The organism is Pseudofrankia inefficax (assembly GCF_000166135.1).
Lineage (GTDB): Bacteria > Actinomycetota > Actinomycetes > Frankiales > Frankiaceae > Pseudofrankia > Pseudofrankia inefficax.
Window position 1 is genome coordinate 6,402,605 of record NC_014666.1, and the last position, 22,245, is coordinate 6,424,849.

Sequence of the window (22,245 nt, forward strand, 5' to 3'; positions counted from 1 at the left end):
GCCGCCGCTCCCAGGAAGATCAGTCCGCCGTCGGGCCCGCGGTCGCGGGCGCCGCGTCGGGGGCGCTGCCGTTGTCCGATGGTGCCGCCGCCAGCTCGGCGTCGGACTCGGCCCGAATCTCGGTGGCCGCCGCGCGCGCCTCGTCGGTCGTGGGACCGGGCGCGCCGACGAAGACAGTGCGGCGGTAGTAGCGCAGCTCCTCGATGCTCTCGCGGATGTCGGCGAGGGCACGGTGGCCGCCACGCTTGGCGGGGGCGGCGTAGTAGGCACGCGGGTACCAGCGGCGAGCCAGCTCCTTGACCGACGACACGTCGATCATCCGATAGTGCAGGTAGCTGTCCAGCTCAGGCATGTAGCGGGCGAGGAACGTGCGGTCGGTGGCGATCGAGTTCCCGCACAGCGGCGCCCGCCGGTTCTCCGGGACGAGGGTGCGCACGTAGGCGAGCACCTGCTGCTCGGCCTCGGCGACGGTGAGTGTCGAGGCGCGGACCGCCTCGGTCAGCCCCGAGGTCGCGTGCATGTCCCTGACCACCGGCACCATCGTCTCAAGGACCGGGTCCGGCGCGGAGATGACCAGGTCGACCCCGTCGCCGACGACGTTGAGCTCCCCGTCGGTCACCAGGCAGGCGACCTCCAGCAGCACGTCCGAGGCCGGGTCGAGGCCCGTCATCTCACAGTCGATCCACACCAGGCGGTCCATCTGTCTGACACTAGGGTTTCCCCGCGTCAGCGTCACGCGGCCCCCACCTGACGGCCACCCTGACGGGCCAGTCCGGGCCGGTCAGGGATTCTGGACCAGGAAGTGCACGGAGCGAGGACTGATCTGGGCGTTGAGGGGTGTCGCGGTCAACGTGTAGTCGCCGTTCGAGACCTGCGTGGTGCGCCAGCCGCCCGGATGCGGGGAGAAGAGGTAGGGCGAGCTCTCGGCCAGCCACTGGCCGGGGGCGCCGGCCAGGGTGTAGTTGATCGGCCCGACGTCACCGGTGGTGATCAGCGTGATCGCGACGTCCCCGCGTAGTGTCTGGCCGTCCTCGACGCCCTGGAACGTGACGATCACCGGGCGGAACTCGACCGGCGCGGTCGACGCGCCCGTGCCGCCGCCGGCCGGGGCCGGCAGCGAGGCGCCGGCCAGGGCGGGAGACTTCGCCCCGCCGTTGTCCGTCTCGGTCTGGCGGTGGTAGTCGATGACCAGCAACGGCATCAGCACCAGCGCGATGATGAACAGCATCAGGCCCAAATATCCACGCCTGACCGCGTCCATGCTGCTCGTACCCTTCCGTCGGCACCGACCGGAATGTGGTCCCTGGGGGTGTCACTGTAGCCCGCCGCTCCCGGTGACCTTGACACCAGCCCGCCGTCCGACCCGCCCGCCCAGCCCGCCGCCCATGGCCGTCAGCCGGGGGTGCGGTCACCTCGGAGCGCGGCCGGGCGACGACGGGCCGGCGCCCAGCACGCAGTCCTCGCAGACGGCACGGGCGCCGCCCTGGGCCAGCCGGTAGATCAGGCAGCAGCTGCGCCGGCGGAACCGGGCCGGGCCGACCCGCCCCCCGGTGTCGAGCAACGGGCCGCCATTCCCGCCGCACAGCTCGTCGACGACGCGCCAGGCCGCCGCGGCGAACGCCGGCTCGGCGAGCCCGATCATCTTCGCGGCGCCGGCCACGGCCGAGGCGACGTTGCCCCACAGCACCTTCTCGGACACCGGGTAGCCCCGCCCGACGGCCTCGACGATGGGCGCGACGACCGGCAGCAGCGTCCCGGCCGCGAACCGCTCCGCTCCCCCGGGCTCCGGGGCGTCGCCGGCGGGAGGCGACGGCGCGTCGGTGAAGGCGAGGGGGAACGGTCCGCCGAGGACGTCGCGCCAGTAGAGCCTGCGCGGGTCGAGCGCGAGCGGGCGGCCGACCACCGTCAGCGCGAGCGCCGGCGCGACCAGCCGGGCGCACAGACCGAGCTGGGCGACGGACACGGCCACGCGCTCGTCGACGGTCTCGGCCGGGCCCGAGCGGGCGGCGGCGAGCGCCGAGCGGACCGCGCGGACCCGCCTGTCGAAGGCCCCGGTCGCGGGGTCGGCCAGGTCGGCGACCACCGCCCAGCCCGCGGGTGGAGGCCCGCCACCCGGAAGCCGGTCCAGCGCGAAGTACGGCCCGAACCGCGCTCCCAGCTCGGCGGGCCCGCCGGGGTCCTCCCGCACGCCGACCATGCTAGGCCGGGCGCCCGCGGACAGGCCTGCCCCGCGGGCCCGGTCCTGCCCGTCCGGTGGGTCAGGCCCGGTCGGGACCGCGGCGGGGGTCCGGGACCGGCGGGGCGAGGACCTCCAGCCGCGAGCCGACCTCGGCCAGCACGTGGGCCCAGGCGTCCCGCAGGTCGTCGTTGCCGTCGGGGCACAGGTCGTCGATGGAGAGCATGATCACACTGCCGTCGCCGGCCGGCAGGACCTCCCAGGTGACGATGACGGTCGCGTCCACGCCGTCGGGCAGCGGCGCGCCGAGGGTGTAGGTCAGCCGGTGGGGCGCCGTGGCCCGCAGCACGGTGCCGAAGACGTCGGTGCCGCCGGCGGTCAGCCGGACCGGCGAGCCGGCCTGCCAGTCGGACACCAGCCGCCGGTCGGGCAGCATGGCGCCCGGTCCCTCGACGCCCGGCTCATCGTCACCGACGAGCACCCACCACACCTCGTCCGGCCCCGCCGCCACGGACGTGGACAGGAAGCTCGTCCGGAACGGCTCACGCATGGCTCTCATCCCTTCAGCCGCACCTGGCCCCGCTGACACAGGTGGACGCGCGCGACAGGGCGCGTGAGGACCATGCTGACGTCCGGATCAGGCCGCTGAGCTGCGCTGTCGCGCCGCGGACGTGTAACGACACGGACACCACCCGTTCCGCGCGGCCCGGCGGCGCCGGCCGTCGAGCCGGTGGACGGATCGGCGGGACCGGCCCGGCGTCGCCGGTGCCAGGGTCCCGGCCGCGGGCCAGGGGCCATGTGTCGAGCCGGTGAAGCCTTGGCGAGATCGGCGGAATCAGCTGGACCGCGGGGCCGGTGCTCATAAGGTTCACCGGGGGGTGATGGGAGGAGGCTGGTGACCACCTACGCGGCGCTGTTGCGGGGGATCAACGTGGCCGGGCACGCGAGCGTCGCGATGGCGGACCTACACGCCGTCTTCGCCGGCCTCGGGTTCGCCGGTATCTCGACCTACCTGCGGTCCGGCAACGTGCTGTTCGGCACCGAGGCACCGCCCGCCGCGCTGGCCGCGGACATCGAGGCGCGGCTGAACCGGGAGATCGGGGTCCGCACCACCGTCCTGCTGCGCACCCGCGACGAGCTCGCAGCGCTGGCCGCCGCGAACCCGTTCCTGGACCGGCAGGACGATCCGACCAAGCTGCACGTCACCTTCCTCGCCGAGGAGCCGGGCCGGGCCCGGGCCGCCAGCCTCGCGGCGCTGGCCGGCGCGGGCGAGGAGGTCACGGTCGTCGGGCGGGACGTCTACCTGCACTGCCCGAACGGCTACGGGCGCACGAAGCTCAACAACACCAACATCGAGAAGAAGCTCGCGGTCACCGGGACGACCCGCAACTGGCGCACCGTCGTGGCGCTGCGCGACCTCACCTGCGCCGTCTGACGGTCAAGCGCTCGACCGGCGTGGGGCGCCACGCGAGGATCACGCTGTCCGACGCCGCCGCGACCGGCTGCCGCGAGCGCCGACGGACCGGAGTTCGCGGTAGGTGTCGGCGTCGTCGCCTTTGCGCGCCGGCTGGGAGGGTTCACGATGAGGCGTGGCTGAGCGCGGGCAGACCGCCGGATGGTCGGGCGGCCGGGTGGTCGTCATCGGTTCGATCAACATGGACGTCGTCGTCACGGTGGAGCGGATGCCGCTGCCCGGCGAGACGGTCGCCGGCGGCTCGGTGCACCAGATTCCCGGCGGCAAGGGCGCGAACCAGGCGGTCGCCGCCCGCCGGCTCGGCGCCCCGACGGCGTTGGTCGGCGCGGTGGGGGCCGACGGGTTCGGCGCGGTGCTCGCCGGCTTCCTGGGAGCGGAGCGGATCGACACCTCGCTGGTCCGCATGGAGCACGGGCCGTCGGGCACGGCCCTGATCACGGTCGCCAACGGCGGCGAGAACACGGTGATCGTGGTGGCCGGGGCGAACGGCTCCGTCAGCCCGGCCCGGGTGGCCGAGGCGACGATCCGGGCCGGCGACGTGCTGCTGCTCCAGGACGAGATCCCCGGTGAGACGAACGAGGCCGCCGCCCGCGCGGCCAGGGCCGTCGGGGCGAGGACGGTCCTCAACCTCGCGCCGTTCCGGGCGCCGAGCCCCGGCCTGTTGGCCGCGACCGACGTCCTGATCGTCAACGAGACCGAGTTCGCCGAGCTGGTCGAGGCCCCGCGTGCCGACGCCGCGGCGATCGCCGAACGCCTGCGCGCCGAGTTGACCGCCTGCAACGGCCAGCCGGTCGGCGACGTCGTGGTGACCCTCGGCGCGCAGGGCGCGCTGGCCCGGATCGGCGGCGAGGTGCTGGCCCTGCCCGGCCGGCGCGGCCCGGTGGTCGACACGACCGGCGCCGGGGACTGCTTCTGCGGCGCCTTCGGCGCCTCGCTCGCCGCCGGGCTGCCGGCCACCGCCGCCCTGGAACGGGCCAACGCCGCCGCGGGCCTCGCGGTCGGCCGCTTCGGCGCCGGCCCGGCCATGCCAACCGCGACCGAGGTCGACGCCGCCCTCAGCGGCGTCTAGCACCGTGTATGGCCACAGCCAGCCGGCGTGATCGCCGTTCGGCCGCTACGTCTCCGGGTACAGGCCGCTACGTCTCCGGGTACAGGGAGTAGGACGGGAAGTTGCCGTAGAGGTGCTCGTGGGGGTCGCTGCCGACGGTGACGGCGTGGACGAGGTGTTCGCCGCCGACGAAGGCGCCCTTCCAGGAGGCGCCCCGGCCGCCGAACGGCTCGGCGCGGTCGCCGCGGGACCGGGGCTTGTTGATCCCGATCTTGAAAGCGGCCAGCTCGGCGGACATCCGTCGGGCCTTGTCCTCGTCGTCGCAGGCGAGTGAGGCGACCAGCGCGCCGTTCGAGGCGTTCATCGCGGCCAGCAGCTCGGCCTCGGAGTCGACCAGCACGATCGTGTCCACCGGCCCGAACGGCTCCGCGTGGTGCAGCGCGCAGGAGGTCGGCGGGGACAGGATGGCCGTCGGTGTGGCGTAGGCGGCGGTGTCCTGGCCGGAGAGGAACCGGCCGTCGGCCAGGCTGCCCCGATAGAGCGGGACGCCCCCCTTCGCGATCGCCTCGTCGACCCGGCTGGCGAGCTCGGCGGCCTTCACCGAGTTGATCAGAGGACCGAAGTCGAGATCCGGCAGGTCCTCGTCGTCGGCGCCTACCGCCAGGGGGTGGCCGAACCGGATCGACTCGACGACCGGCAGGTACATCCTCAGGAACTCGTCGAACAGCTGGCGCTGCACCACGTAGCGCGGATAGGCCGTGCAGCGCTGCTTGGCGTACTCGAAGCCCTTGCGCAGGTGCCCGGCGAGCAGGTCCCACTGCGAGAACTCCCAGATGCCCCAGGCGTTGAGGCCCTCCTGCTCCAGGAAGTGCCGCTTGCCGGTGTCGACGAGCGCGGCCGCGACCTGGCCGCCGGCCGAGCGGCCGCCGACGAACGCGAGTGCGCCGATCTCGGGCGCCCGGACCAGCGCTCCGGACAGCCGCGAGCCGGGGCCGGACACGAGCGAGACCGGCAGCCCGGCCCGGTGCGCGAGCGCGCACGCCAAGGTCAGGCAGGCCGCGCCGCCGTCCGTCGGCGTCTTCGCGATCGCCGCGTTGCCGGCGAGCACCTGCACGAGCATGGCGTGCATGAGCACGCTCATCGGGTAGTTCCAGCTGGCGATGTTGCTGACCGGCCCGGGCAGCGAGGCGCGTCCGGCGACCATCCCGCCGATCTCGTCGAGGTACCAGCGGACGCCGTCGATCGCCCGGTCGACGTCGGTCCTGGCCAGCCGCCACGGCTTGCCGATCTCCCAGACGAGCAGCTGCGCCAGCGTGTCCCGGTGGGCGTCGAGGGCGTCGACCGTGGCGGCCACCCGGGCGGCGCGTTCGGCCAGCGGCACGTCCCGCCAGGCCCGGTGGTCGGCGAGCGCCGCGCCGATCGCCTCCCGGGCCTCGCCGAGCTCGATCATCGGCGGGCCGGCGATCGGGCGGCCGTCGACAGGCGAGACGCTGCTCGACAGCGGGACACCGGTCGCGCGCCAGGTACCGCCCCACAGGTTGAGCAGCCGGCCGTCGCGGAACGCCTCCGGCGCCGCCGTCTGGGCCCGGGCGAGGACGTCGTCCCAGCCGGTGCCGGGCTTCAGCCGCAGGCGGCGGCTCGCGGCGGGATCGACCCGGCCGGCGGGCTGATCGCCGGCGGCGGTGCTGGTGGCGCGACGCGCGCCCGCGGCGGTAACCATGTCTGCACGGTGCGCCATATCGCGGCCGGACGCCATCGGGGACAGCCGGAGTCGATCAGCCAATGGTCGCGCGGATATCGCTGTGACGCGCGGACCCGCGGCAGGCTCACGGCAATTCGGCATCCAGTGCAGAAAATACGTAAAGAAGTCTGATGGAAAGAGGAGGCCTGGTTACGGCCCGGCGATCATCAGACGAGCGCCGCTTGGGACCGACGTCACGCCGGTCCGCGTGAATCCAGGGAACCGTCCCGTCTGGTCGGTGTTGTGGCAAAAGATTCCGGTTCACAGAGGTATCATCCGGTCATGTCGGAAGCGTTCCGCCCGGAGGCGCCCAGCAGCGGGCACAGCTCGCTGGCCAGCACCATCGCGCGTCGGCCGACGCTACCGACGGACATCTTTTGATGACGCGGGATTCAGCCCGGCGGTGCCACCGGGACTCGCGGCATGACACGGCACGAACGTCGACGCAACCACTGGTACACGTCTCATCACGTAGAGTGGACAGGTACTCGAACCGCTATTCGCCGGTAGTCCCATTAGTTACTTCCGAACGATCCGTTCGTAGATTTCCGGGTGTGTGATGACGGCCAGTGTCGTTCCGCCGTCGGCCGCCGCCGAGGCCGACCCGATCCGTCAGACGAGTCCGATCCGGGTTCTCGTAGTGGACGACCATGAGCTCTTCCTCCAAGGCCTGCAGACCGTCCTGGAGATAGAAGATGACATCCGCGTCGTCGGCCGCGCCGGCAACGGCCAGGAGGCCGTGTCGCTGGCCGCCGGGACCACGCCGGACATCGTGCTCATGGACGTCCGGATGCCGCTGCGCGACGGGATCGCCGCCACCGGTGGCGTGAAGAGGGCCGTCCCCGGCGTGAAGATCGTCATGCTGACGGTCAGCGACGAGGAGAACGACCTCTTCGAGGCGATCAAGGCCGGCGCCGTCGGGTACCTGCTCAAGTCGATCCCGCCGCACGAGGTCGCCGACGCGGTCCGCTCCGTCCACCACGGCCAGAGCCTGATCAGCCCGTCGATGGCGTCCAAGCTCATGGCCGAGTTCGCAAGCATCGCCCGTGGCACGGACGACCGGCCCCGGCTGCACACCCCGCACCTGACCGCCCGCGAACTCGAGGTGCTCAAGCTCGTCGCCGAGGGCCGGGCCAACCGCGAGATCGCGCGCAAGCTGTTCATCAGCGAGAACACGGTCAAGAACCACGTCCGCAACATCCTGGACAAGCTGCAGCTGCACTCGCGGATGGAAGCCGTCATGTACGCCGTCCGTCAGGGCCTCTTCGACATCGAATAGGGCCGCGCCGGCGGCAATTCGCCGCCGGCGCGGCCGGTCGGGCGCCGAGCGCCCGCCCAACGCCTGCTGTCCCATCATGTGGACGTCGATGGCCGGGCTGATCAGGGGTCGGTGTCCCGGCGCGACACGCTTCGCGGTGGCGGCGGTGGTAGGTGATCGCTCTCGCGCTCAGGAAGGTCTGCCGGTGTTCGACCGCGCGTGTCACGATGTTGTGGGCGGCAACGACGCACCGTCGACGAGGGTGCGGCCCCGGGCCCCGGGAGGTCAGATGGCGAGCGCGGCCAGGGCACGGCGGGCGGCAGGAACGGCGGCCATGGCCGTGTCGACGGCGACAGTCGCCGTGTCGGCGGCCGCGACGGCCGCCGTCGTCGGCTCGGTGGCCGCCGTCGCGTTCACCGCGCGGGTCGCCGCCGCGGTGGCCTCGGGCGCCCTCTCCGCCGCGTCCGGGCCCGCCGCCGCGGCGTCGTCACGGGCTGCTGCCGCCGCCGCGAGCGTCACCGCGGCCACGCCCGCGACCGTCGCCGCCGCCTCGGCGGCCCTCGCGTCGGCCGCGATCGCCGTCCGCGCCCGCTCGGCCGCCCTCGCCGTCCGGGTCGACAGCCGGTCGGGGGCATCCTCGGACGGGTGAGCCTTCGACGTTTTCCGCCGTTCACCCGTCGAGCGGCCCGCGCGACGGCGCCGGGCCGCCGGGTCCTGATCACCGGTGGTGCGCGGTCCGGCAAGTCCCAGCTGGCCGAGGACATGCTCGCCGGCCGGGCCCAGGTCGTCTACCTGGCGACCGGCGCCGTGCCCACGGCCGACGACCCCGAATGGTCGGCCCGGGTCGCGACGCACCAGGCACGCCGGCCGGCGAGCTGGACCACGGTCGAGACCGCGGACGCCGCAGGCATCCTCGCCGCCGACCCGGCCGCGGCCGGCCCCCGCGCGGTGCTGTTCGACTGCGTCGGCACCTGGCTGACGGCCGCGATGGACGCCAGCGGGATCTGGGCCGCCGACGAGGCCGGCGGCACCGTGGCGACCACAGCGGACGCGGCGCTCGCCCAGGCCCAGGACCGCCTGGTCGCGGCCTGGGCGGGCACCACGGCCGACGTCGTCGCGGTGACGAACGAGGTCGGGTCTGGAGTCGTCCCGGCGACCAGGTCCGGCCGCCGGTTCCGCGACGAGCTCGGCCGGCTCAACACCCGGCTGGCCGCGGTCGCGGACGAGGTCTGGCTGTGCACGGCCGGTATTCCGCTACGTATCCGGTGACTTCTCCGACCATCGCAGGAGTGTCGGGCTTGGGTGGCCTGCCCGAGATGGGGCAGGATGATCAGGGACCACCTGGCGCGGAGCGTGCATGGGCACGCGAAAACCACCTTGTACGTCGATACCGTCGAAAGCGGCGGCAGAGGAGGACCGGCCATGACGACACCGGACGGTGGTGGCGGCCCCGGCGACGAGCCTGGCTACCCGAACGAGCGCTATGCGGGCTTCGACCCCGGCGACGACACCGGTAACTACACCCAGCCCCTCGGCGGCGCCGCACCCAGAGGCCCGGCGCCCGGCGCCCCGATACCCGGGGGTGGCGACAGCTGGCGACGCGGCGACGTCGAGGACGTGGGCGTCGAGGGCCTGCTGTCCTACGGCGACCAGGACCTGCCCGACCAGCGCCAGTCCCGCCGGGGCTGGAAGGTCCCGACCAGCGGCGGTCACCGGGCCCGGCCGCGCGCCGACGGCTACCCCGCCGACGCCCCCGGGACACAGCCCCGTTCGGGGCAGCGCCCGCCGACCCAGGCGACGGCGGCCTTCGGCCGTCGGGTCGGCGACGGTGTCGGCTGGGTCCGCGAGCGGGCCGCCGGCGGCGTGACGGCGCTGCGCGGCCGCCGGGCCGAGACGCCGGCGGCGAGCCGGCGCCGGGGCGCGGGAGGCGAGCCGGCGGCGCTGCGCGCGCTCCCGCTCGCCGTCGGCATGTTCACCGTGATCCCCCTACCGGCCAGCCGGTCCGGACGCGACGCCGTCGACACGGGACTCGCCGGGTGGGCGCTGCGCTGGCTGCCGGTGCTGGGCGGGCTGCTCGCCCTGGTCGGCTGGGCGGTCTCACTGATCTTCTGGCGCGGCTACGGCACCGGCGCTGGTTTCCTCGGCGCGGTGGCCTGGGTCGGCGTCATGGCGCTGCTCACCCGGGGGTTGCACCTCGACGGGCTGGCCGACCTGGCGGACGGGCTCGGCAGCCGGCGACCCGCCGAGGAAGCCCTGACGATCATGCGACGCTCGGACATCGGGCCGTTCGGGGTGACCTCGCTGATCGCCGTCCTGCTGCTGCAGCTGGGCGGCGTGCTGACGGTGATGGCGTCGGCGAGCCGGGCCCAGGGGCTCGTGGTCCTGGTGGTCGCCGCGGTGGCCGGCCGGCTGGCCGCGCTCGACGCCGCCCGCCCGGCCGTCCCACCGGCCCGGCCCGGCGGCTTCGGCGCGCTCGTCGCCGGGACCGCCCCGGCCGCCGTTCGGGCGGCCGCCGTGGGCGCGACCCTGCTACTCGGCTGGCTGCTGCTCGCGCTGACCTCGACCAGCCTCGCGCGGGCCCTGTGGCTGCCGTTCGCCGTCCTGGTCGGGCTCGCCGCCGGCCGGCTGGTGACCTGGCACACTGTCCGCCGGCTCGACGGCATCACCGGTGACGTCTTCGGCGCCGTCATCGAGATCACCACGACCGTCACCCTGCTGGCGGTCGGGGCGATCATCGCCTGGGGCGGCATCTAGCCGCCCGCGACCGGCCGTGGCCGGCTCCCGCGTGCAGGCGCGGGGCCGGTCCCGGCCGGGACCGCGGCGTTCGGGAACCGCGGTCCGTCGGTCACGTTCGGCCGCCGTGCACCATGGACCTTCGGTAACGTCCGGGCCGGACCGAGGGAGGCGCCAGATGAGTCCCGAATCGCCGGACACGGCCATGCTCGACGCGTTGATCGCCCGTATCGAGGTGACCGACCCGACCGTCGCCCAGGCCGCGCGGGAGCACCAGGACCGGCTGACCAAGCCGCGCGGCTCGCTCGGCCAGCTGGAGGACGTGTCGGTCCGGCTCGCCGCGCTGGCCGCGGTGGTGCCCGCGCCCGTGCCGGCCACCCCGGCCGTCGCCGTGTTCGTCGGCGACCACGGGGTGCACGCCCAGGGCGTGTCCCCGTGGCCGCGCGAGGTGACCGGGCAGATGGTGGCGAACTTCCTGGCCGGTGGCGCGGTCGTCAACGCGCTCGCCCGCCAGGTCGGCGCGACGGTCCGGGTGGTCGACGTCGGCATGTCGCCGGAGGCCGCGGCCGTCGTCGCCGCGGCACCGGGGCTGGACCGCCGCTCGGTGCGCGCCGGTACCGGTGACATCACGGTCGAGCCGGCGATGAGCCGCGCCGAGGCGCTGGCGGCGATCGCCGCCGGGGCCGCGGTCGCCGAGGGCCTGCTGGCCGAGGGGCACGACCTCCTGGTGACCGGCGACATGGGCATCGCCAACACCACGCCGTCTGCCGCGCTCGTCGCCGCGCTGCTCGGGGCCGACCCGGCCGCCGTGACCGGGCGCGGCACCGGCATCGACGACGCGACGCTCGCGCACAAGGTCGACGTCGTGAGCCGCGCGGTCGGGCGTGCCACGGCGGACGGTGTCACGGCGGACGACCCGCTCGGGGTGCTGGCGGCGGTCGGCGGCGTGGAGCACGCGGCGACGGTCGGGTACCTGCTCGCGGCCGCGGCCGCCCAGGTGCCGGTCGTGCTCGACGGGGTGATCGCCTGCTCGTCCGCGCTGGTGGCCGCGCGGCTCGCGCCCGCCGCCCGCGCGGCGATGTTCGCCGGCCACCGGTCGGTCGAGCCCGGCGCGTCGGCGGCCCTGGCGGCGCTCGACCTGGTGCCCCTGCTCGACCTGGGCATGCGGCTGGGCGAGGGGTCCGGCGGGGTGCTGGCCGTGCCGGTCATCCAGGCCGCGGCCCGCGTCCTCGCCGAGGTCGCCACGTTCGACGGCGCCGGCGTCACCGACAAGACCGCCGGCCAGGAGTAGTCCCCCGGCCGGCGTGGGCCCGTCAGCCTGACGGGACGTCCGACGTGCCCGGGCCCCGATCGCGGAGCCCGGGCACCTGGTCAGCGAACGTCGCCGGTGGCGCCGCGTGGAGTCGCCGGCTGGTTCTCGCCGCCCGCGCGGGTGGCGGTTCGGCGCGGTGTGCCGGCCGCGGCCCGGCCCGAGCCAGTGGCGGCCCGGCCGGAGCCAGTGGCCGCTGCCTTCGGCGCCGTGATCGTCGCGGCCTTCGTGGGCCCTCGCCTCGCCGTCGCGGCCTTCGCCGGCCCAGGCTTCGCCACGGCGGCCTTCAGGGTCCCGGTTCTCGCCGTCCCGGGCGCCTTCACCGCCCCGGGCGTCACGGCGGACGGCTTCACGGCGGCGGCCTTGGACGTCCCGGGCCTGACTGTCCCGGCCTTGGCTGTCCCGGCCTTGGACGTCACGGCCTTGGACGTCACGGCCTTGGACGTCACGGCCTTGCCGGTCGCGGACCTGGCTGTCGCCGACTTGGCGGTCGGGGCCTTCACCGGCGTCGGCTTCACGGCCTCAGGCTTCACGGCTCGCGTCTTCGCGGGCTCGGCCCTCAGCGTCGCCGCTCTCCCGGTCGCCGCTCGCGCCGTCGCCGCCTTCGGGGTCACCGCCTTCGGGGTCACCGCCTTCGGGGTCGTTCCCTTCACGGTCACCGGCTTTCGAGTCGCCGCCTTCGAGGCCTCGGACCTCGGCGTCCCGGGTCTCAGGGAGCCGGCCGCCGTCGAGGACGGGGTCACGGCCCGGGTGCCCAGGCGGCTGGCCGCTGTCCCGACCGCGTCGGCGGGGCGGGCGACGGGGCGCCGGGCGACGCGCTGGGCCGGCGCGCCGTCGGGGATGCCGGCGTGCGCGCGCCAGGTGCGGGCCAACGCGCGGCCGGCCAGGTCCGCGATCCTGGGGTCGTTCCAGTACCAGACGTGCGACAGCGGGCCGCGAGCCGCCCACCAGGGCCCCACCGTCATCCGGACGTCCTCGCGGACCGCGAGCCGGTACTCCTCGGACAGCGGCCGCAACGGCTGGCTGACGAGGTCATACGGCGAGTAGACGTTCACCCAGCCGCCGGCCCCCGTCCGGCCGGGCGCCTCCCGCCGCCGTGGGCTCGTCGCCAGGCCCTCGGGGTCGCCGTCGAGGCCGGCGGCCGGCGCCGGCACGAGCAGCGGCCGGTGGAAGCCGCGCGAACGCAGCGAGTAGAGCCCCAGCGGACTGCCCAGGGTGATCAGGTCGGTGAGGGTCTCGCCGCGCTCCAGCCGGGACGGCGTCGGGCCGATCGCCAGCCTCGTCGCCGCCGGGATCAGCCGGCGCGGTGTCGGCTGTTCGTCGGCCGCGCCGCGCAGCTGCGGCGGCACCCGGCCGGGACCGGTCGGGACGCCACCGCGGGCGAGCGGCCCGCCGCGCGGGTACTGACCGTGCTCGACCTGCAGGTCATAGAAGTAGTTGCTCGCGATCACCGAGCCGAGGCTGTGCCCGAGGACGCACAGCGGCGCGTCCGGGCCGGCCGCGACGGCCAGTTCCCGCAACGCCACCGCGACCCGGGTGTGGATCGCGTCGTAGACGGTGTGGTCCCGCTCCCCGGCGATCTGGTAGGCGATCGCGTCGCCGGCGAACTCGGTGGTCACCCAGCGCAGCGTCGGCCACGGCAGCGGGCCGGCGAACGGGACCCGCGGCAGCAGCGCGGACGACGACAGCGCGAGCATCGCCAGCCGGGAGCCATGGTCGACCCGGCTGGTCTGGCGCTTCAGCCAGCGCACATAGCGTGCCTGGCCCGGGCCGAAGCAGCGCTGGAACAGCTCGTCCTCGGCGGACTGGAGCACCGGCGCCCAGAAGGTCGGGCGCACGATGAGCGCGTCGTCCGGGTCGGCGCCGGAATGCTTCGCGAACGCCCGTCGCAGCAGCTCGACGGCCCGGTCGCCGTAGCCGGCGTCGGCCGTCTCCACGCCGTGGATCAGCGTGACGGCGATCCGCGGGGTGGCCGTCATCGGGCCACCGCCGCCCGGCGCGCACCGGCGCCGCCCGTGGCGGCGCCAGGCACCGCACCGCGCACCGCCGAGCCGGCCGGACCGGCGGCCTGGAGCGGCACGTCGACCGCCGTGGCGGCGCCGGACCTCAGCCCGCTCGCGTCGACCGGTCCCTTCCCGGCCGGGCGCTCGCCGGCCGGTCGGCTGGCCACGCCACGGCCACCGCTCGACGCCCTGGTACCCGCGCCGCCGGCCTTCGCCGTGCTCACCCGGCCAGCGGCCTTCGCGGTGGACGCCTGGCCAGCGGCCTTCGCCGTACTGGCTCGGCCGGCGACCTTCGCCGTGGTCGACCGGCCAGCCGAAGTCTTGGACATCGCCTGACCGGCCGGCTTCGCCGTTCGCGCCGGCTCCGCGATCTTCGCCGTGGTCGCGCGGCCAGCGGACGTCGTGGTCACCGCCTGACCGGCCGGCTTCGCCGGGCCGAGTGCCTTCGCCGGCGTCGCCCGGCCCGCGGCCTTCGCCGCCGTCGCCCGGCCAGCAGGCTTCGCCGCCGCCGTCCCGCCGGTGGCCCTCGTCCCGCCGGTCCCGGTGCTCTGCCGTGCCTGGGTGGTGGCGGTCCTCGTGCCCGCCGCCCGGCTCCCGGTGGGGGCCGTCGTGGACGCCTTCATCGCCGTCGATCCCTTCGTCCCGCTGCTCGTTCTGGGGGCGGACGTCCGGCCGCCCGCGCTCGTGGCCGCTCTGGACACCGAGCCACCGCCGTGAACCGAGCCACCGCCGGCCGCCGAGGCGCCGGCCCTGGCGGACGTCGTCGACCGGGCCGTCCTGGTACGGGTCGTGCCGGATGGAACGGCCAGGGCGCGAGTGCCCGGCGAGGTTCGCGGCCGGGGCACCGTCCTGGCACGGCGGCGGCCGTCGGCGACCATCCGCTGGGCGGCCCGGTCGGCGAACGCCGCGATCGTGAGCGCGGGCGCCGCGCCGACCGGACCGGGGAAGACCGCCCCGTCCACGACGTACAGGCCGGGATGCCCGAACACCTGCCCGAACTCGTCGACGACGCCGTCCCGCGCGCTGGTTCCCATCGACGCGCCGCCGAGCGGGTGCGCGGTCGTCCGCTGGTGCGCGGTCCCCGGGCCTGCCTCGAAGCGGCCGCCGAGTTCCGCGGCCAGCTCGGCCATCGTCGCGCGGACCCGCTCCAGGTACTCGTCGTGGCCGGCCCCGGACCGCTCGACGGCGAGCCGGTCGCCGTCCAGTCGCAGCACCCCGTCGGTTCCGGCCCGGCCCACCGCTAGCAGCGCGAGCAACGGCTCGGCGGCGGCGCCCGCGTCGGCCAGCCGGGCGAGCCGCCCTCGCAGGTCGCCGCCCGCGCCACCGAACAGCCGCGCCGCCACCCATTCCCGCGCGTCCCTGGCCAGCCGCAGCGAGCGGCCGACACCGGGTAGCCCCAGACCGGCCGGCAGTCCGGGCACGCCGTGGCCGCCGGAGCCGTGCAGGGCCACCTCGCGGGCCGCGAGCAGCCAGGACAGGAAGGCCGGGACGCCCGCGTCGTGCAGGACGAAGCCGGGCCCGCTGCCCTGGAGCGCGGCCGGCAGCTGGACCGCGCCGGTGATGGTCGGGGCACCGCCGGCCGGCCAGGCCGGCCGGTCGCCGTGCCGGGCGCCGACGACCAGCCCGAGCACGTCGCCGTTGCCGCTGAACTCGTGGCCCAGCAGCGGGCTCACGGCCGGCAGGCCCGGACGGGCCCGCAGGAGCAGATAGGTCGAGCCGAGCGCACCGGCCGCCAGCACCACCCGCGAGCAGCGCACGGCCCGCATCGGCAGGGCGACGGTGTCGACAGGTGTGCCGTCGACGGCCCGATGGTGCTCCACATAGCTGACGACCCAGCCGCCCTCGCCGTCGGGCGCGATCCCACGCACCTCACAGCGGGTTCTGATCTCCGCGCCGTGGTAGGCGGCGGCGGACAGATAGGTGTGGTCGAGGCTGTTCTTGGCGCCGTGGTTGCAGCCGAGCACGCAGTCGCCGGCGAGCTGGCAGGTGGTGCGGGCTCGGCCGTGCACGTTGCCGTAGGCGGCCTCCGGCAGCGCGAGCCCCGGTGCGGTGGTTCCACGCACGCCGAAGCTGACGGCGAGCGCGGGCGCGCGCCAGTCCAGCCCGGCGCGCCGCGCGGCCGCGCGTACCGCGGCGGGCCGTCCGGCGTTCTCGTAGCCCGGCCGGCCGGCCGGGAACGGCGTCGCGCCGAGCATCCTCTCGACGGCGTCGTAGTGCGGCTCCAGGTCGGCGCGGCCGACCGGCCAGGGCTGGCCAGCGGTGGCCCGGCGGCGGGTGGAGCCACGGCCGGCCCCGCTCCCCCGCGAGCCGGCCCCGCCGCGGGCCGCGCCAGCGCCCGGCGGGTCCGCTCGGGCGAACCAGCGCTCCTCGGCTCGCTCCAGCGCGTTCGCGAAGATCAGCGAGCCGCCGCCCAGCCCTGCGGACACCACGGCGTCGCTCCCGCCGAGGGACCAGACGTCGAAAAGCCCGTGCCTGCCGGCATCGGGGTCCCAGAAGGCCCCGGCCAGCTCGGCGGGCGAACGAGGAAAAGAGCCTGGCGGGTACGCCCGGCCACGTTCTAGCACCAACACGTCGCGCCCGGCCTCGGCGAGCCGGAACGCGGTGACCGATCCACCGAAGCCCGACCCTACGACGACGGTCTCGACCTGTTCGGGCGCGGACTTGCGGACCATGCGGCCTCGGCCCCTTCGCTGCGACAGTCGGTCAGCACCGATTCGTAGCGCACGGTAGTCGACTGGCTGCCGTCTGTCGAAGGGGCGGGGACCCGCGCCGAGCGTCCGCGCTCCGCGCCTCGTCTCGACCCGCTGCGCCCCAGCGCCTCCTCACGTCGCCGGGCGCTCATGACCGGCGGCCGGTCGCAGGGGCGCCCGGTCTCCCAGCCGGGTCACGCCACAAGGTCGGTCGCGGCGCCGTTACCCGATGGTGGTGACCGGCGCCGACCAGCTGAAGTCGGCAAGCCGACTGGATTGGCGACATGGCCGAGGTGAATGAAGTGGCGGAGCGCACGGGGCGTGGCGTAAAACACCCGGAGCCGGCCAGGCAATCCTGGCCGGCTCCGAAAGGTGCGCCGCCGCCGGCATCGGCCGGCGGGTTTAGGCGGGCCATCCGAGCGGCGCCTGACGGCCGATCGGATGGCTGTTACCAGGCCTCTTGCCCGGCCGCATTCGAGCCGAATGACCCTCCGCACAACAACGGCCGTCGGGTACTCGGGTAAAGCGGCTCTCGAGAGGACGAAGAAAGGTGACAGAGGCCACTGGGGAGCCGTGGGCGGGCCGCCCACGGCTCGGCGGGCGTTCTTACCAGGCAGCGCCCTGGCGGAAGAGGATGACCTCGATCTCCTGCCGGGCGTTCGGCGACAGGGCGTCCTGGGACAGGTAGGTCTCGAGGGCCCGGCGCTCGCGACGGGCGGCACGACGGGCGCTGGCGGTGGTGAGCAGACGCTCGATGGGGGAAGTCTCGTTACGCATGTCTGGCTCCTGGGACAGGTGTGGCGGCTAACGCTTTCCGATGGCCGCACATTTATTCTGAACCTTCTTTCCGGACTTTTCGAGCTTCCGCGACGTGAGCTGGAACGCATACCAGAAGCGTGTGCGGAACGCCATCAGTGCGACGTGGCCCGGACCACAATCACCTGGGAATACCGTCCATTTCAGTGGCGCCGGTCACAGGCTTTCCCATTCGGTCCGTACTCCACGCATTCCTTTGGATTGGCCGCCGCCAGTCGGACCGCCCGACGCCTTTGCGCAGGTCATCGCCGGGAATCGAGCGAGCACCGCGGGCCGCCGACGAGCTCGGTCCGGCGGGGTCGCGGGGTCGTGCCCGGCTCGGCTGGCCGGCACCGCCCGTCGAGGCGACTGGCCACCGAGCGTGACCACGCGATGCCATCCAGCCGATTCGGGAGGCGGGCTCGGCCTCGACAGAGGGCCAACCGAGGACAACACGGCGAGCCACGTCACAGCGTCGCCATTCCTTTACTGTCTGGTAGAAGTTCGTTGCAGGGAGCGAACGGCCAGACCGGCGGACCGCGGTGACGCGGCGCCGACGCGACGGGAGGTTGCGTGTTGCGCCACCAGCTGCGGCGGGCGGCCGCGGTCATCGCGGCGGCCAACGACGAGGACCTGCTGCGCCTGCGCGGCGGCGAGGACCAGGCCGAGGGCCGGGCGGTGTACCGGTGGCGCCGCGTCGGCCGGCCGCCCGCGCCGCGCGAGGCGCCCGACCACGCGGGCCACTGGCACCGCGGCGCCCGGCCGGCCTCCGACGCCGTCTGACCAGAGCTCCGGCGACCCGCCGGCCCGACCATCGCCCCGGACCGCCCGGCCGAGGGTAGCGGCGGTCACGCCGGACCCAGCCCGACCATGATCGACCGATACGTTCGCGTAGGACGTTCGACGAACGTCGCCTGCCTGGTCACGTCCCATCGCGCGCGGAACGCACGGCGCGCCTCGGTCGACGGGCGCGCGGCCCGGCGACGCGGTGGACGTGGGGCTGGCAGGGAGGGCGGTGGGCGAGCGATGAGCACGGTGGGCGGGCCGAACGGGGCCGAGGCGGTCAGCCTGGACCCGGCTAGGAATGCGGGCAGGCCGTTCGACGACGGGACCGTGCCGCCAGGCCAGGCCGGCGTCACCCTGCTGGATCTGCTGGATCTGGAGGAGCTCGACCGGGACCTGTACCGCACCACCGCCGTCTTCGACGAGCCGTACTCGCTGTTCGGCGGCCAGGTCGCGGCGCAGGCGCTGCTGGCGGCCGGCCGGACGGTGCCGGACGACCGGCTGCCGCACTCGCTGCACGGCTACTACCTCAGCCGGGGCAACGCGGCCCGGCCGGCGATCTTCCGGGTGGAGCGGGACCGGGACGGACGGTCGTTCTCCGCGCGCCGGGTGGTCGCCATCCAGGGCGGCCAGGTGATCTTCAACATGTCCTGCTCGTTCCACCGGCCGCAGACCGGCCTCGACCGGCAGGCCGGGCCGCCGCCGGCGGCCGAGGCGCCCGCGTCACTGCCGCCGCTGCAACTCCCCCGGCTGTTCGACGTGGAATGCCGGCGCCCGGCGCAGCCGTATCCGGACGCCGACTGGGAGACCAGGTTCTGGGCCCGCGCGACCGTGCCGCTCACCGACGACCCGCTGCTGCACGCGAGCGTGCTGACGTACCTGTCCGACGTGTCCGGTGGGCTCGCCGCCTGGCACGACGGACGCTCCCACTCAGGCGCGAGCCTCGACCATGCCGTCTGGTTCCACCGCCCGGCCCGGCTGGACGACTGGGTCCTCATGGACGTCACGCCGCTGTCCGCCGCCGGCGGCCGTGGCCTCTACAACGGCACCATCCACTCCGGCGACGGCCGGCTGGTGGCCACCATCACCCAGGAGTGCCTGTTCCGCGACGTCGCCTGAGCGGCGCTGGGCCGGCACCGGCTCGAACCGCAGCTCGGGCCCGCCGACCCGGCCGAACCGCAGCGCGCGCACGTCGGCCAGGTAGTTCATCCGGGTCCGCCACGGCCCGCGCTCGCCCTGCCTGGGCAGTTCGGCCGCGCCTCGCAGCACGTAACCCGAGCTGAAGTCGAAGAACGACGCCTCGCCCGCCTCGCCCGCCCCGGCGGGTGGATCGGCGGGCTCCGGGACGAAGGCCTGGAGCCGGTGGCGGTCCAGATGGCGCAGCAGGCGCGCGAGGTGCTCGCCGACGAGGTCGACCTTCAGCGTCCAGGACGCGTTCGTGTAGCCGAAGGCGAAGACGAAGTTCGGCACGCCCTCCAGCATCAGGCCCTTGTACATCCGCCGGTCGGGTACGGGCACCAGGGCGCCGTCGACCGTGAGCGGGATGCCGTCGAACATCTTCAGCCGCAGGCCGGTCGCCGTGACGACGAGGTCGGCCGCCAGCTCCGCGCCGGAGCGCAGCCGGATCCCGCCCTCGACGAACGTGTCGATCTCGTCGGTGACGACGTCGACGCGCCCGCCCCGGATCGCGGCGAACAGGTCGCCGTCGGGCACGAGGCACAGCCGCTGGTCCCACGGGTCGTAGCGGGGGGTGAAGTGCCGGGCGACGTCGTAGCCGGGCGGTAGCGACCGTGCGACCCGGGCGAGCAGCGTGCGGCGCACCAGCTCCGGGCGCCACCGGCTCAGCCGGAACAGCAGCTGCTGGCGCACGATGTTGCGCCAGCGGACCAGCCAGGCGGCCCAGCGGTCGGGCAGGACGCGGCGCAGCCGGGTCGTCGCCGGGTCGACCGCGGGCATCGAGACGACGTAGGTCGGCGAACGCTGCAGCATGGTGACCCGGGCGGCCCGTTCCGCGAGCGCGGGCACCAGCGTCATCGCGGTCGCGCCGCTGCCGATCACGACGACCCGCGCGCCGGTGTGGTCGAGGTCGTCCGGCCAGTGTTGCGGATGCACGACCCGGCCGGTGAACGCGGCGCGGCCGGGGAAGTCCGGCTCGTAGCCGCGGTCGTAGTGGTAGTAGCCCGTCGCCGCGACCAGCACGTCACAGCTGAGCTGGATCCGGCGCGGCCGCTCGCCGGGCGGCACGGACGACCCGGCGCCCTCGGCCGACGGCCCGGCCGCGTCGCGGGTGAGCTCCACATCGACGGTCCAGCGGGCCCGCTCGCTCGACCAGCTGGCCGCGACGACGCGGTGTCCGTAGCGGATCCGCTCGTCGATGCCGTGCTCGCGGGCGGTGTCGGCCAGATAGCGCAGGATGGCCGAGCCCTCCGCGATCAGCCGGGGCTCGGTCCACGGCCGGAACCCGTAGCCGAGGCTGCTCATGTCCGAGTCCGAGCGGACGCCGGGGTAGCGGAACAGGTCCCAGGTGCCGCCCAGCGCGCCGCGCGCCTCCAGCAGGGCGACGGCCCGGTGGGGGTGGTGGTCCTTGAGGTGGACGGCGATCCCGATGCCGGACAGGCCAGCCCCGATGATCAGTACGTCCAGGTGCTCGACCGGTCGACTCACCATTGCCACCCCCGACCCCTGACCTGCCCTATCGCGGCAAGTCAACCCGAAGACGACGGTAGGTCGCGCAGCGGCCCTTCGGGCGGAATCCGGGTGGGAACGCGGACATCGGCCCAGGTCGGGCGGCCTGGGCGAGCGGGAGGCCACCTTTCGTGCCCATCAGCTGACCGTGAGTGCGGCCATCGGTCGGCAGCGCGCCGGGGAACGGCCCGACGCCCGACGGAGAGCCTCAGGAGGTCTCGGCGTCGAGGGCGGGCCGGGGACGCACCCGCGGGCTGTCGGCCTGGCGCAGGAAGTCCTCGAAGCTGGGTGGGTCCGGGAGCGGTCGCCCATCGGCCGCGGCGCGCAGCTGGTCCACCAGCGACGAGACGTACCACCGCCGGAATGCCCAGTGCTGCGGCGGCGCCTCCAGGGTCAGCAGCCGGGCCTGCCGGGCGTACTCGTCCGCCTCGTCGAGCGCCGTCAGGTAGCGCTCGCCGGCGTCGGCGGCGCTCGCCGGCAGCGAGAGCTCCAGGCGGGTGCTGCGCTGCCCGGCGGCCGCGGCCTCGATCGCCTGCTGGCGGATGAGCCGCCTGGCCTCGGCGAACCCGGTGGTCACCTGGCTGATCAGCTCGGCCAGCCGGGGCGGGACGGCCGAGCTCTCCCCGCTGGAGGCGCCCGACGCGGCCAGGGCGAACTCCCGGACGATGCTGTCGACGTGGCTCTTCGCCGCGAGCAGCAGCTCCGTCGAGACGTCCCCGAGGCAGACCCGGTATCGAGGCTCCGGCGCCGGTTCGGCCTGGCAGGGCGACCACGGCTGGGCCGCCACCGGCGACATCGGCGTCCCGGGTCCGGCGGCCGGCCGCGCCGGGGTCGGCACGACCGGCTGTGGTGCCGTTTCCGGTGGTGCCGTTTCCGGTGGTGCGGTTGCCGGTGGGGCGGTCGGCTGTGGCCCGACCGTCAGCGGCACCGGCGAGTCGGCGAGATCGAGCTCGGCCCAGACGACCTTGCCGTGACCGTTGAGCAGGGTGCCCCAGCGCGCGGCGAGGCCGGCCACCAGCGCGAGGCCTCGGCCGGTCATCATGTCGGCGCCGCCCCGGGCCCGCAGCGGCGCCACCGGGCTGGTGTCGGCCACCTCCAGGCGCAGGCAGTCGGGGCGAGCGACGACCCGCAGGTCGACCGGCGGCGCTCCATGCAGTACCGCGTTCGTCAACAGCTCACCGGCCAGCAGCTTCACATCCCCGACCAGGTCCCGCACCGGCGCGGACCCGTTCGCGAGCCCGGCGCCGAGTACCCGCCTGGCCAGCGGCACGGCATCCGGCGACGCGTCCACCCGTAGCTGCACGAGGACCTCACCGTCGGGTCGGCCACCGCCGGGCGGCTCCCCTTCGGGGACCGCGCCCCGCGGGCTCGGGTCGCGGTCGGTCACTCGCGTCCCCTGGTCGGCGGACCACTGGACAAAGCGCGCAAAGGTCTTCCCCGTCGCTCCGTAGGTCCTTCGGGATTATTTCCGTGCTTATCCCGGCCTACCCGGTCGAAGGATGGGCGAACCGCCGAGTCGCCTCCATGACAGTCAGGCCGATCCGCGGACA

General features: G+C 74.9%; 18 protein-coding genes and 1 pseudogene. 9 read left to right on the plus strand and 10 right to left on the minus strand.

Annotated elements, in window-relative coordinates; translation table 11 throughout:
* Positions 1-19: 19 nt before the first annotated feature.
* From orn to FRAEUI1C_RS25870, 4 genes are all read right to left on the minus strand, one after another.
* Entirely contained in the window at positions 20-700 is a 681-nt protein-coding gene (gene orn, locus FRAEUI1C_RS25855) for an oligoribonuclease (protein WP_049806995.1), read from the minus strand.
* Between the two features lie 81 nt (positions 701-781).
* Positions 782-1,228: a hypothetical protein gene (locus tag FRAEUI1C_RS25860; protein ID WP_232425126.1), complete on the minus strand. Its 447-nt coding sequence runs from the start codon at positions 1,226-1,228 to the stop codon at positions 782-784.
* Between the two features lie 180 nt (positions 1,229-1,408).
* Positions 1,409-2,197 carry a (2Fe-2S)-binding protein gene (locus FRAEUI1C_RS25865; RefSeq protein ID WP_013426312.1) on the minus strand — a complete coding sequence of 263 codons (789 nt, stop codon included), beginning with the start codon at positions 2,195-2,197 and terminating at the stop codon, positions 1,409-1,411.
* Between the two features lie 61 nt (positions 2,198-2,258).
* The gene (locus FRAEUI1C_RS25870; protein WP_013426313.1) at positions 2,259-2,726 is read right to left on the minus strand and encodes an SRPBCC family protein; all 468 of its coding nucleotides are present in this window, start codon (positions 2,724-2,726) and stop codon (positions 2,259-2,261) included.
* A 345-nt stretch (positions 2,727-3,071) separates the two neighbouring features.
* Between FRAEUI1C_RS25870 and FRAEUI1C_RS25875 the strand changes: the two genes are divergently transcribed.
* On the plus strand, positions 3,072-3,611 hold the full coding sequence (locus tag FRAEUI1C_RS25875; RefSeq protein WP_013426314.1) for a DUF1697 domain-containing protein: 540 nt from the start codon (positions 3,072-3,074) through the stop codon (positions 3,609-3,611).
* Between the two features lie 154 nt (positions 3,612-3,765).
* Complete coding sequence (locus FRAEUI1C_RS25880; RefSeq protein ID WP_232425127.1) at positions 3,766-4,719, plus strand: ribokinase; 954 nt, start codon at positions 3,766-3,768, stop codon at positions 4,717-4,719.
* Between the two features lie 67 nt (positions 4,720-4,786).
* Here the strand turns inward: FRAEUI1C_RS25880 and FRAEUI1C_RS25885 are convergent, their stop codons facing one another.
* On the minus strand, positions 4,787-6,418 hold the full coding sequence (locus FRAEUI1C_RS25885) for an aldehyde dehydrogenase family protein (RefSeq protein ID WP_013426316.1): 1,632 nt from the start codon (positions 6,416-6,418) through the stop codon (positions 4,787-4,789).
* A 580-nt stretch (positions 6,419-6,998) separates the two neighbouring features.
* Here FRAEUI1C_RS25885 and FRAEUI1C_RS25890 point away from each other — a divergent pair.
* From FRAEUI1C_RS25890 to cobT, 5 genes are all read left to right on the plus strand, one after another.
* Complete coding sequence (locus FRAEUI1C_RS25890) at positions 6,999-7,718, plus strand: response regulator (protein ID WP_013426317.1); 720 nt, start codon at positions 6,999-7,001, stop codon at positions 7,716-7,718.
* Positions 7,719-8,031: 313 nt separating this feature from the next.
* On the plus strand, positions 8,032-8,346 hold the full coding sequence (locus FRAEUI1C_RS41290; RefSeq protein ID WP_232425128.1) for a hypothetical protein: 315 nt from the start codon (positions 8,032-8,034) through the stop codon (positions 8,344-8,346).
* Positions 8,343-8,966: a bifunctional adenosylcobinamide kinase/adenosylcobinamide-phosphate guanylyltransferase gene (gene cobU / locus FRAEUI1C_RS41295; protein ID WP_013426319.1), complete on the plus strand. Its 624-nt coding sequence runs from the start codon at positions 8,343-8,345 to the stop codon at positions 8,964-8,966. Before FRAEUI1C_RS41290 ends, cobU begins: the two co-directional genes overlap by 4 nt.
* Before the next feature lie 153 nt (positions 8,967-9,119).
* A complete protein-coding gene (locus tag FRAEUI1C_RS25905) occupies positions 9,120-10,451 on the plus strand; it encodes an adenosylcobinamide-GDP ribazoletransferase (protein ID WP_013426320.1) in 1,332 nt (443 codons plus the stop codon).
* 157 nt (positions 10,452-10,608) lie between these two features.
* Positions 10,609-11,721, plus strand: a complete 1,113-nt coding sequence (cobT, locus tag FRAEUI1C_RS25910) for a nicotinate-nucleotide--dimethylbenzimidazole phosphoribosyltransferase (RefSeq protein ID WP_013426321.1) — start codon at positions 10,609-10,611, stop codon at positions 11,719-11,721.
* Positions 11,722-11,801: 80 nt separating this feature from the next.
* Here cobT and FRAEUI1C_RS25915 read toward each other — a convergent pair whose 3' ends face one another.
* The 3 genes from FRAEUI1C_RS25915 to FRAEUI1C_RS40460 form a co-directional block, all read right to left on the minus strand.
* The gene (locus FRAEUI1C_RS25915; protein ID WP_013426322.1) at positions 11,802-13,718 is read right to left on the minus strand and encodes a hypothetical protein; all 1,917 of its coding nucleotides are present in this window, start codon (positions 13,716-13,718) and stop codon (positions 11,802-11,804) included.
* Positions 13,715-16,414, minus strand: coding sequence for a GMC oxidoreductase (locus tag FRAEUI1C_RS25920; RefSeq protein ID WP_013426323.1), 2,700 nt, complete (start codon positions 16,412-16,414; stop codon positions 13,715-13,717). Before FRAEUI1C_RS25920 ends, FRAEUI1C_RS25915 begins: the two co-directional genes overlap by 4 nt.
* Positions 16,415-17,038: 624 nt before the next feature.
* Positions 17,039-17,209 carry a hypothetical protein gene (locus FRAEUI1C_RS40460; RefSeq protein ID WP_013426324.1) on the minus strand — a complete coding sequence of 57 codons (171 nt, stop codon included), beginning with the start codon at positions 17,207-17,209 and terminating at the stop codon, positions 17,039-17,041.
* A 591-nt stretch (positions 17,210-17,800) separates the two neighbouring features.
* Here FRAEUI1C_RS40460 and FRAEUI1C_RS25925 point away from each other — a divergent pair.
* Positions 17,801-18,010, plus strand: coding sequence for a hypothetical protein (locus FRAEUI1C_RS25925; protein ID WP_013426325.1), 210 nt, complete (start codon positions 17,801-17,803; stop codon positions 18,008-18,010).
* 243 nt (positions 18,011-18,253) lie between these two features.
* Positions 18,254-19,129: an acyl-CoA thioesterase gene (locus FRAEUI1C_RS37720; RefSeq protein ID WP_013426326.1), complete on the plus strand. Its 876-nt coding sequence runs from the start codon at positions 18,254-18,256 to the stop codon at positions 19,127-19,129.
* A gap of 849 nt (positions 19,130-19,978) precedes the next feature.
* On the opposite strand, the pseudogene FRAEUI1C_RS42320 reads toward FRAEUI1C_RS37720, so the two are convergent.
* Positions 19,979-20,677: pseudogene (locus tag FRAEUI1C_RS42320) on the minus strand (flavin-containing monooxygenase); the annotation flags it as partial.
* A 226-nt stretch (positions 20,678-20,903) separates the two neighbouring features.
* The gene (locus FRAEUI1C_RS25940) at positions 20,904-22,082 is read right to left on the minus strand and encodes an ATP-binding protein (RefSeq protein ID WP_013426328.1); all 1,179 of its coding nucleotides are present in this window, start codon (positions 22,080-22,082) and stop codon (positions 20,904-20,906) included.
* Positions 22,083-22,245: the final 163 nt, after the last annotated feature.

Bases quoted from the DNA above. Each gene is read 5' to 3' on its own strand.
- cobT (WP_013426321.1), top strand. From the start codon at position 10,609: ATGAGTCCCGAATCGCCGGACACGGCCATGCTCGACGCGTTGATCGCC.
- FRAEUI1C_RS41290 (WP_232425128.1), top strand. From the start codon at position 8,032: ATGGCCGTGTCGACGGCGACAGTCGCCGTGTCGGCGGCCGCGACGGCC.
- FRAEUI1C_RS25905 (WP_013426320.1), top strand. From the start codon at position 9,120: ATGACGACACCGGACGGTGGTGGCGGCCCCGGCGACGAGCCTGGCTAC.
- FRAEUI1C_RS25890 (WP_013426317.1), top strand. From the start codon at position 6,999: ATGACGGCCAGTGTCGTTCCGCCGTCGGCCGCCGCCGAGGCCGACCCG.
- FRAEUI1C_RS25915 (WP_013426322.1), bottom strand. From the start codon at position 13,718: ATGACGGCCACCCCGCGGATCGCCGTCACGCTGATCCACGGCGTGGAG.
- FRAEUI1C_RS40460 (WP_013426324.1), bottom strand. From the start codon at position 17,209: ATGCGTAACGAGACTTCCCCCATCGAGCGTCTGCTCACCACCGCCAGC.
- FRAEUI1C_RS25870 (WP_013426313.1), bottom strand. From the start codon at position 2,726: ATGCGTGAGCCGTTCCGGACGAGCTTCCTGTCCACGTCCGTGGCGGCG.
- FRAEUI1C_RS25860 (WP_232425126.1), bottom strand. From the start codon at position 1,228: ATGCTGTTCATCATCGCGCTGGTGCTGATGCCGTTGCTGGTCATCGAC.
- FRAEUI1C_RS25885 (WP_013426316.1), bottom strand. From the start codon at position 6,418: ATGGTTACCGCCGCGGGCGCGCGTCGCGCCACCAGCACCGCCGCCGGC.
- FRAEUI1C_RS37720 (WP_013426326.1), top strand. From the start codon at position 18,254: ATGAGCACGGTGGGCGGGCCGAACGGGGCCGAGGCGGTCAGCCTGGAC.
- FRAEUI1C_RS25865 (WP_013426312.1), bottom strand. From the start codon at position 2,197: ATGGTCGGCGTGCGGGAGGACCCCGGCGGGCCCGCCGAGCTGGGAGCG.
- orn (WP_049806995.1), bottom strand. From the start codon at position 700: ATGGACCGCCTGGTGTGGATCGACTGTGAGATGACGGGCCTCGACCCG.
- FRAEUI1C_RS25920 (WP_013426323.1), bottom strand. From the start codon at position 16,414: ATGGTCCGCAAGTCCGCGCCCGAACAGGTCGAGACCGTCGTCGTAGGG.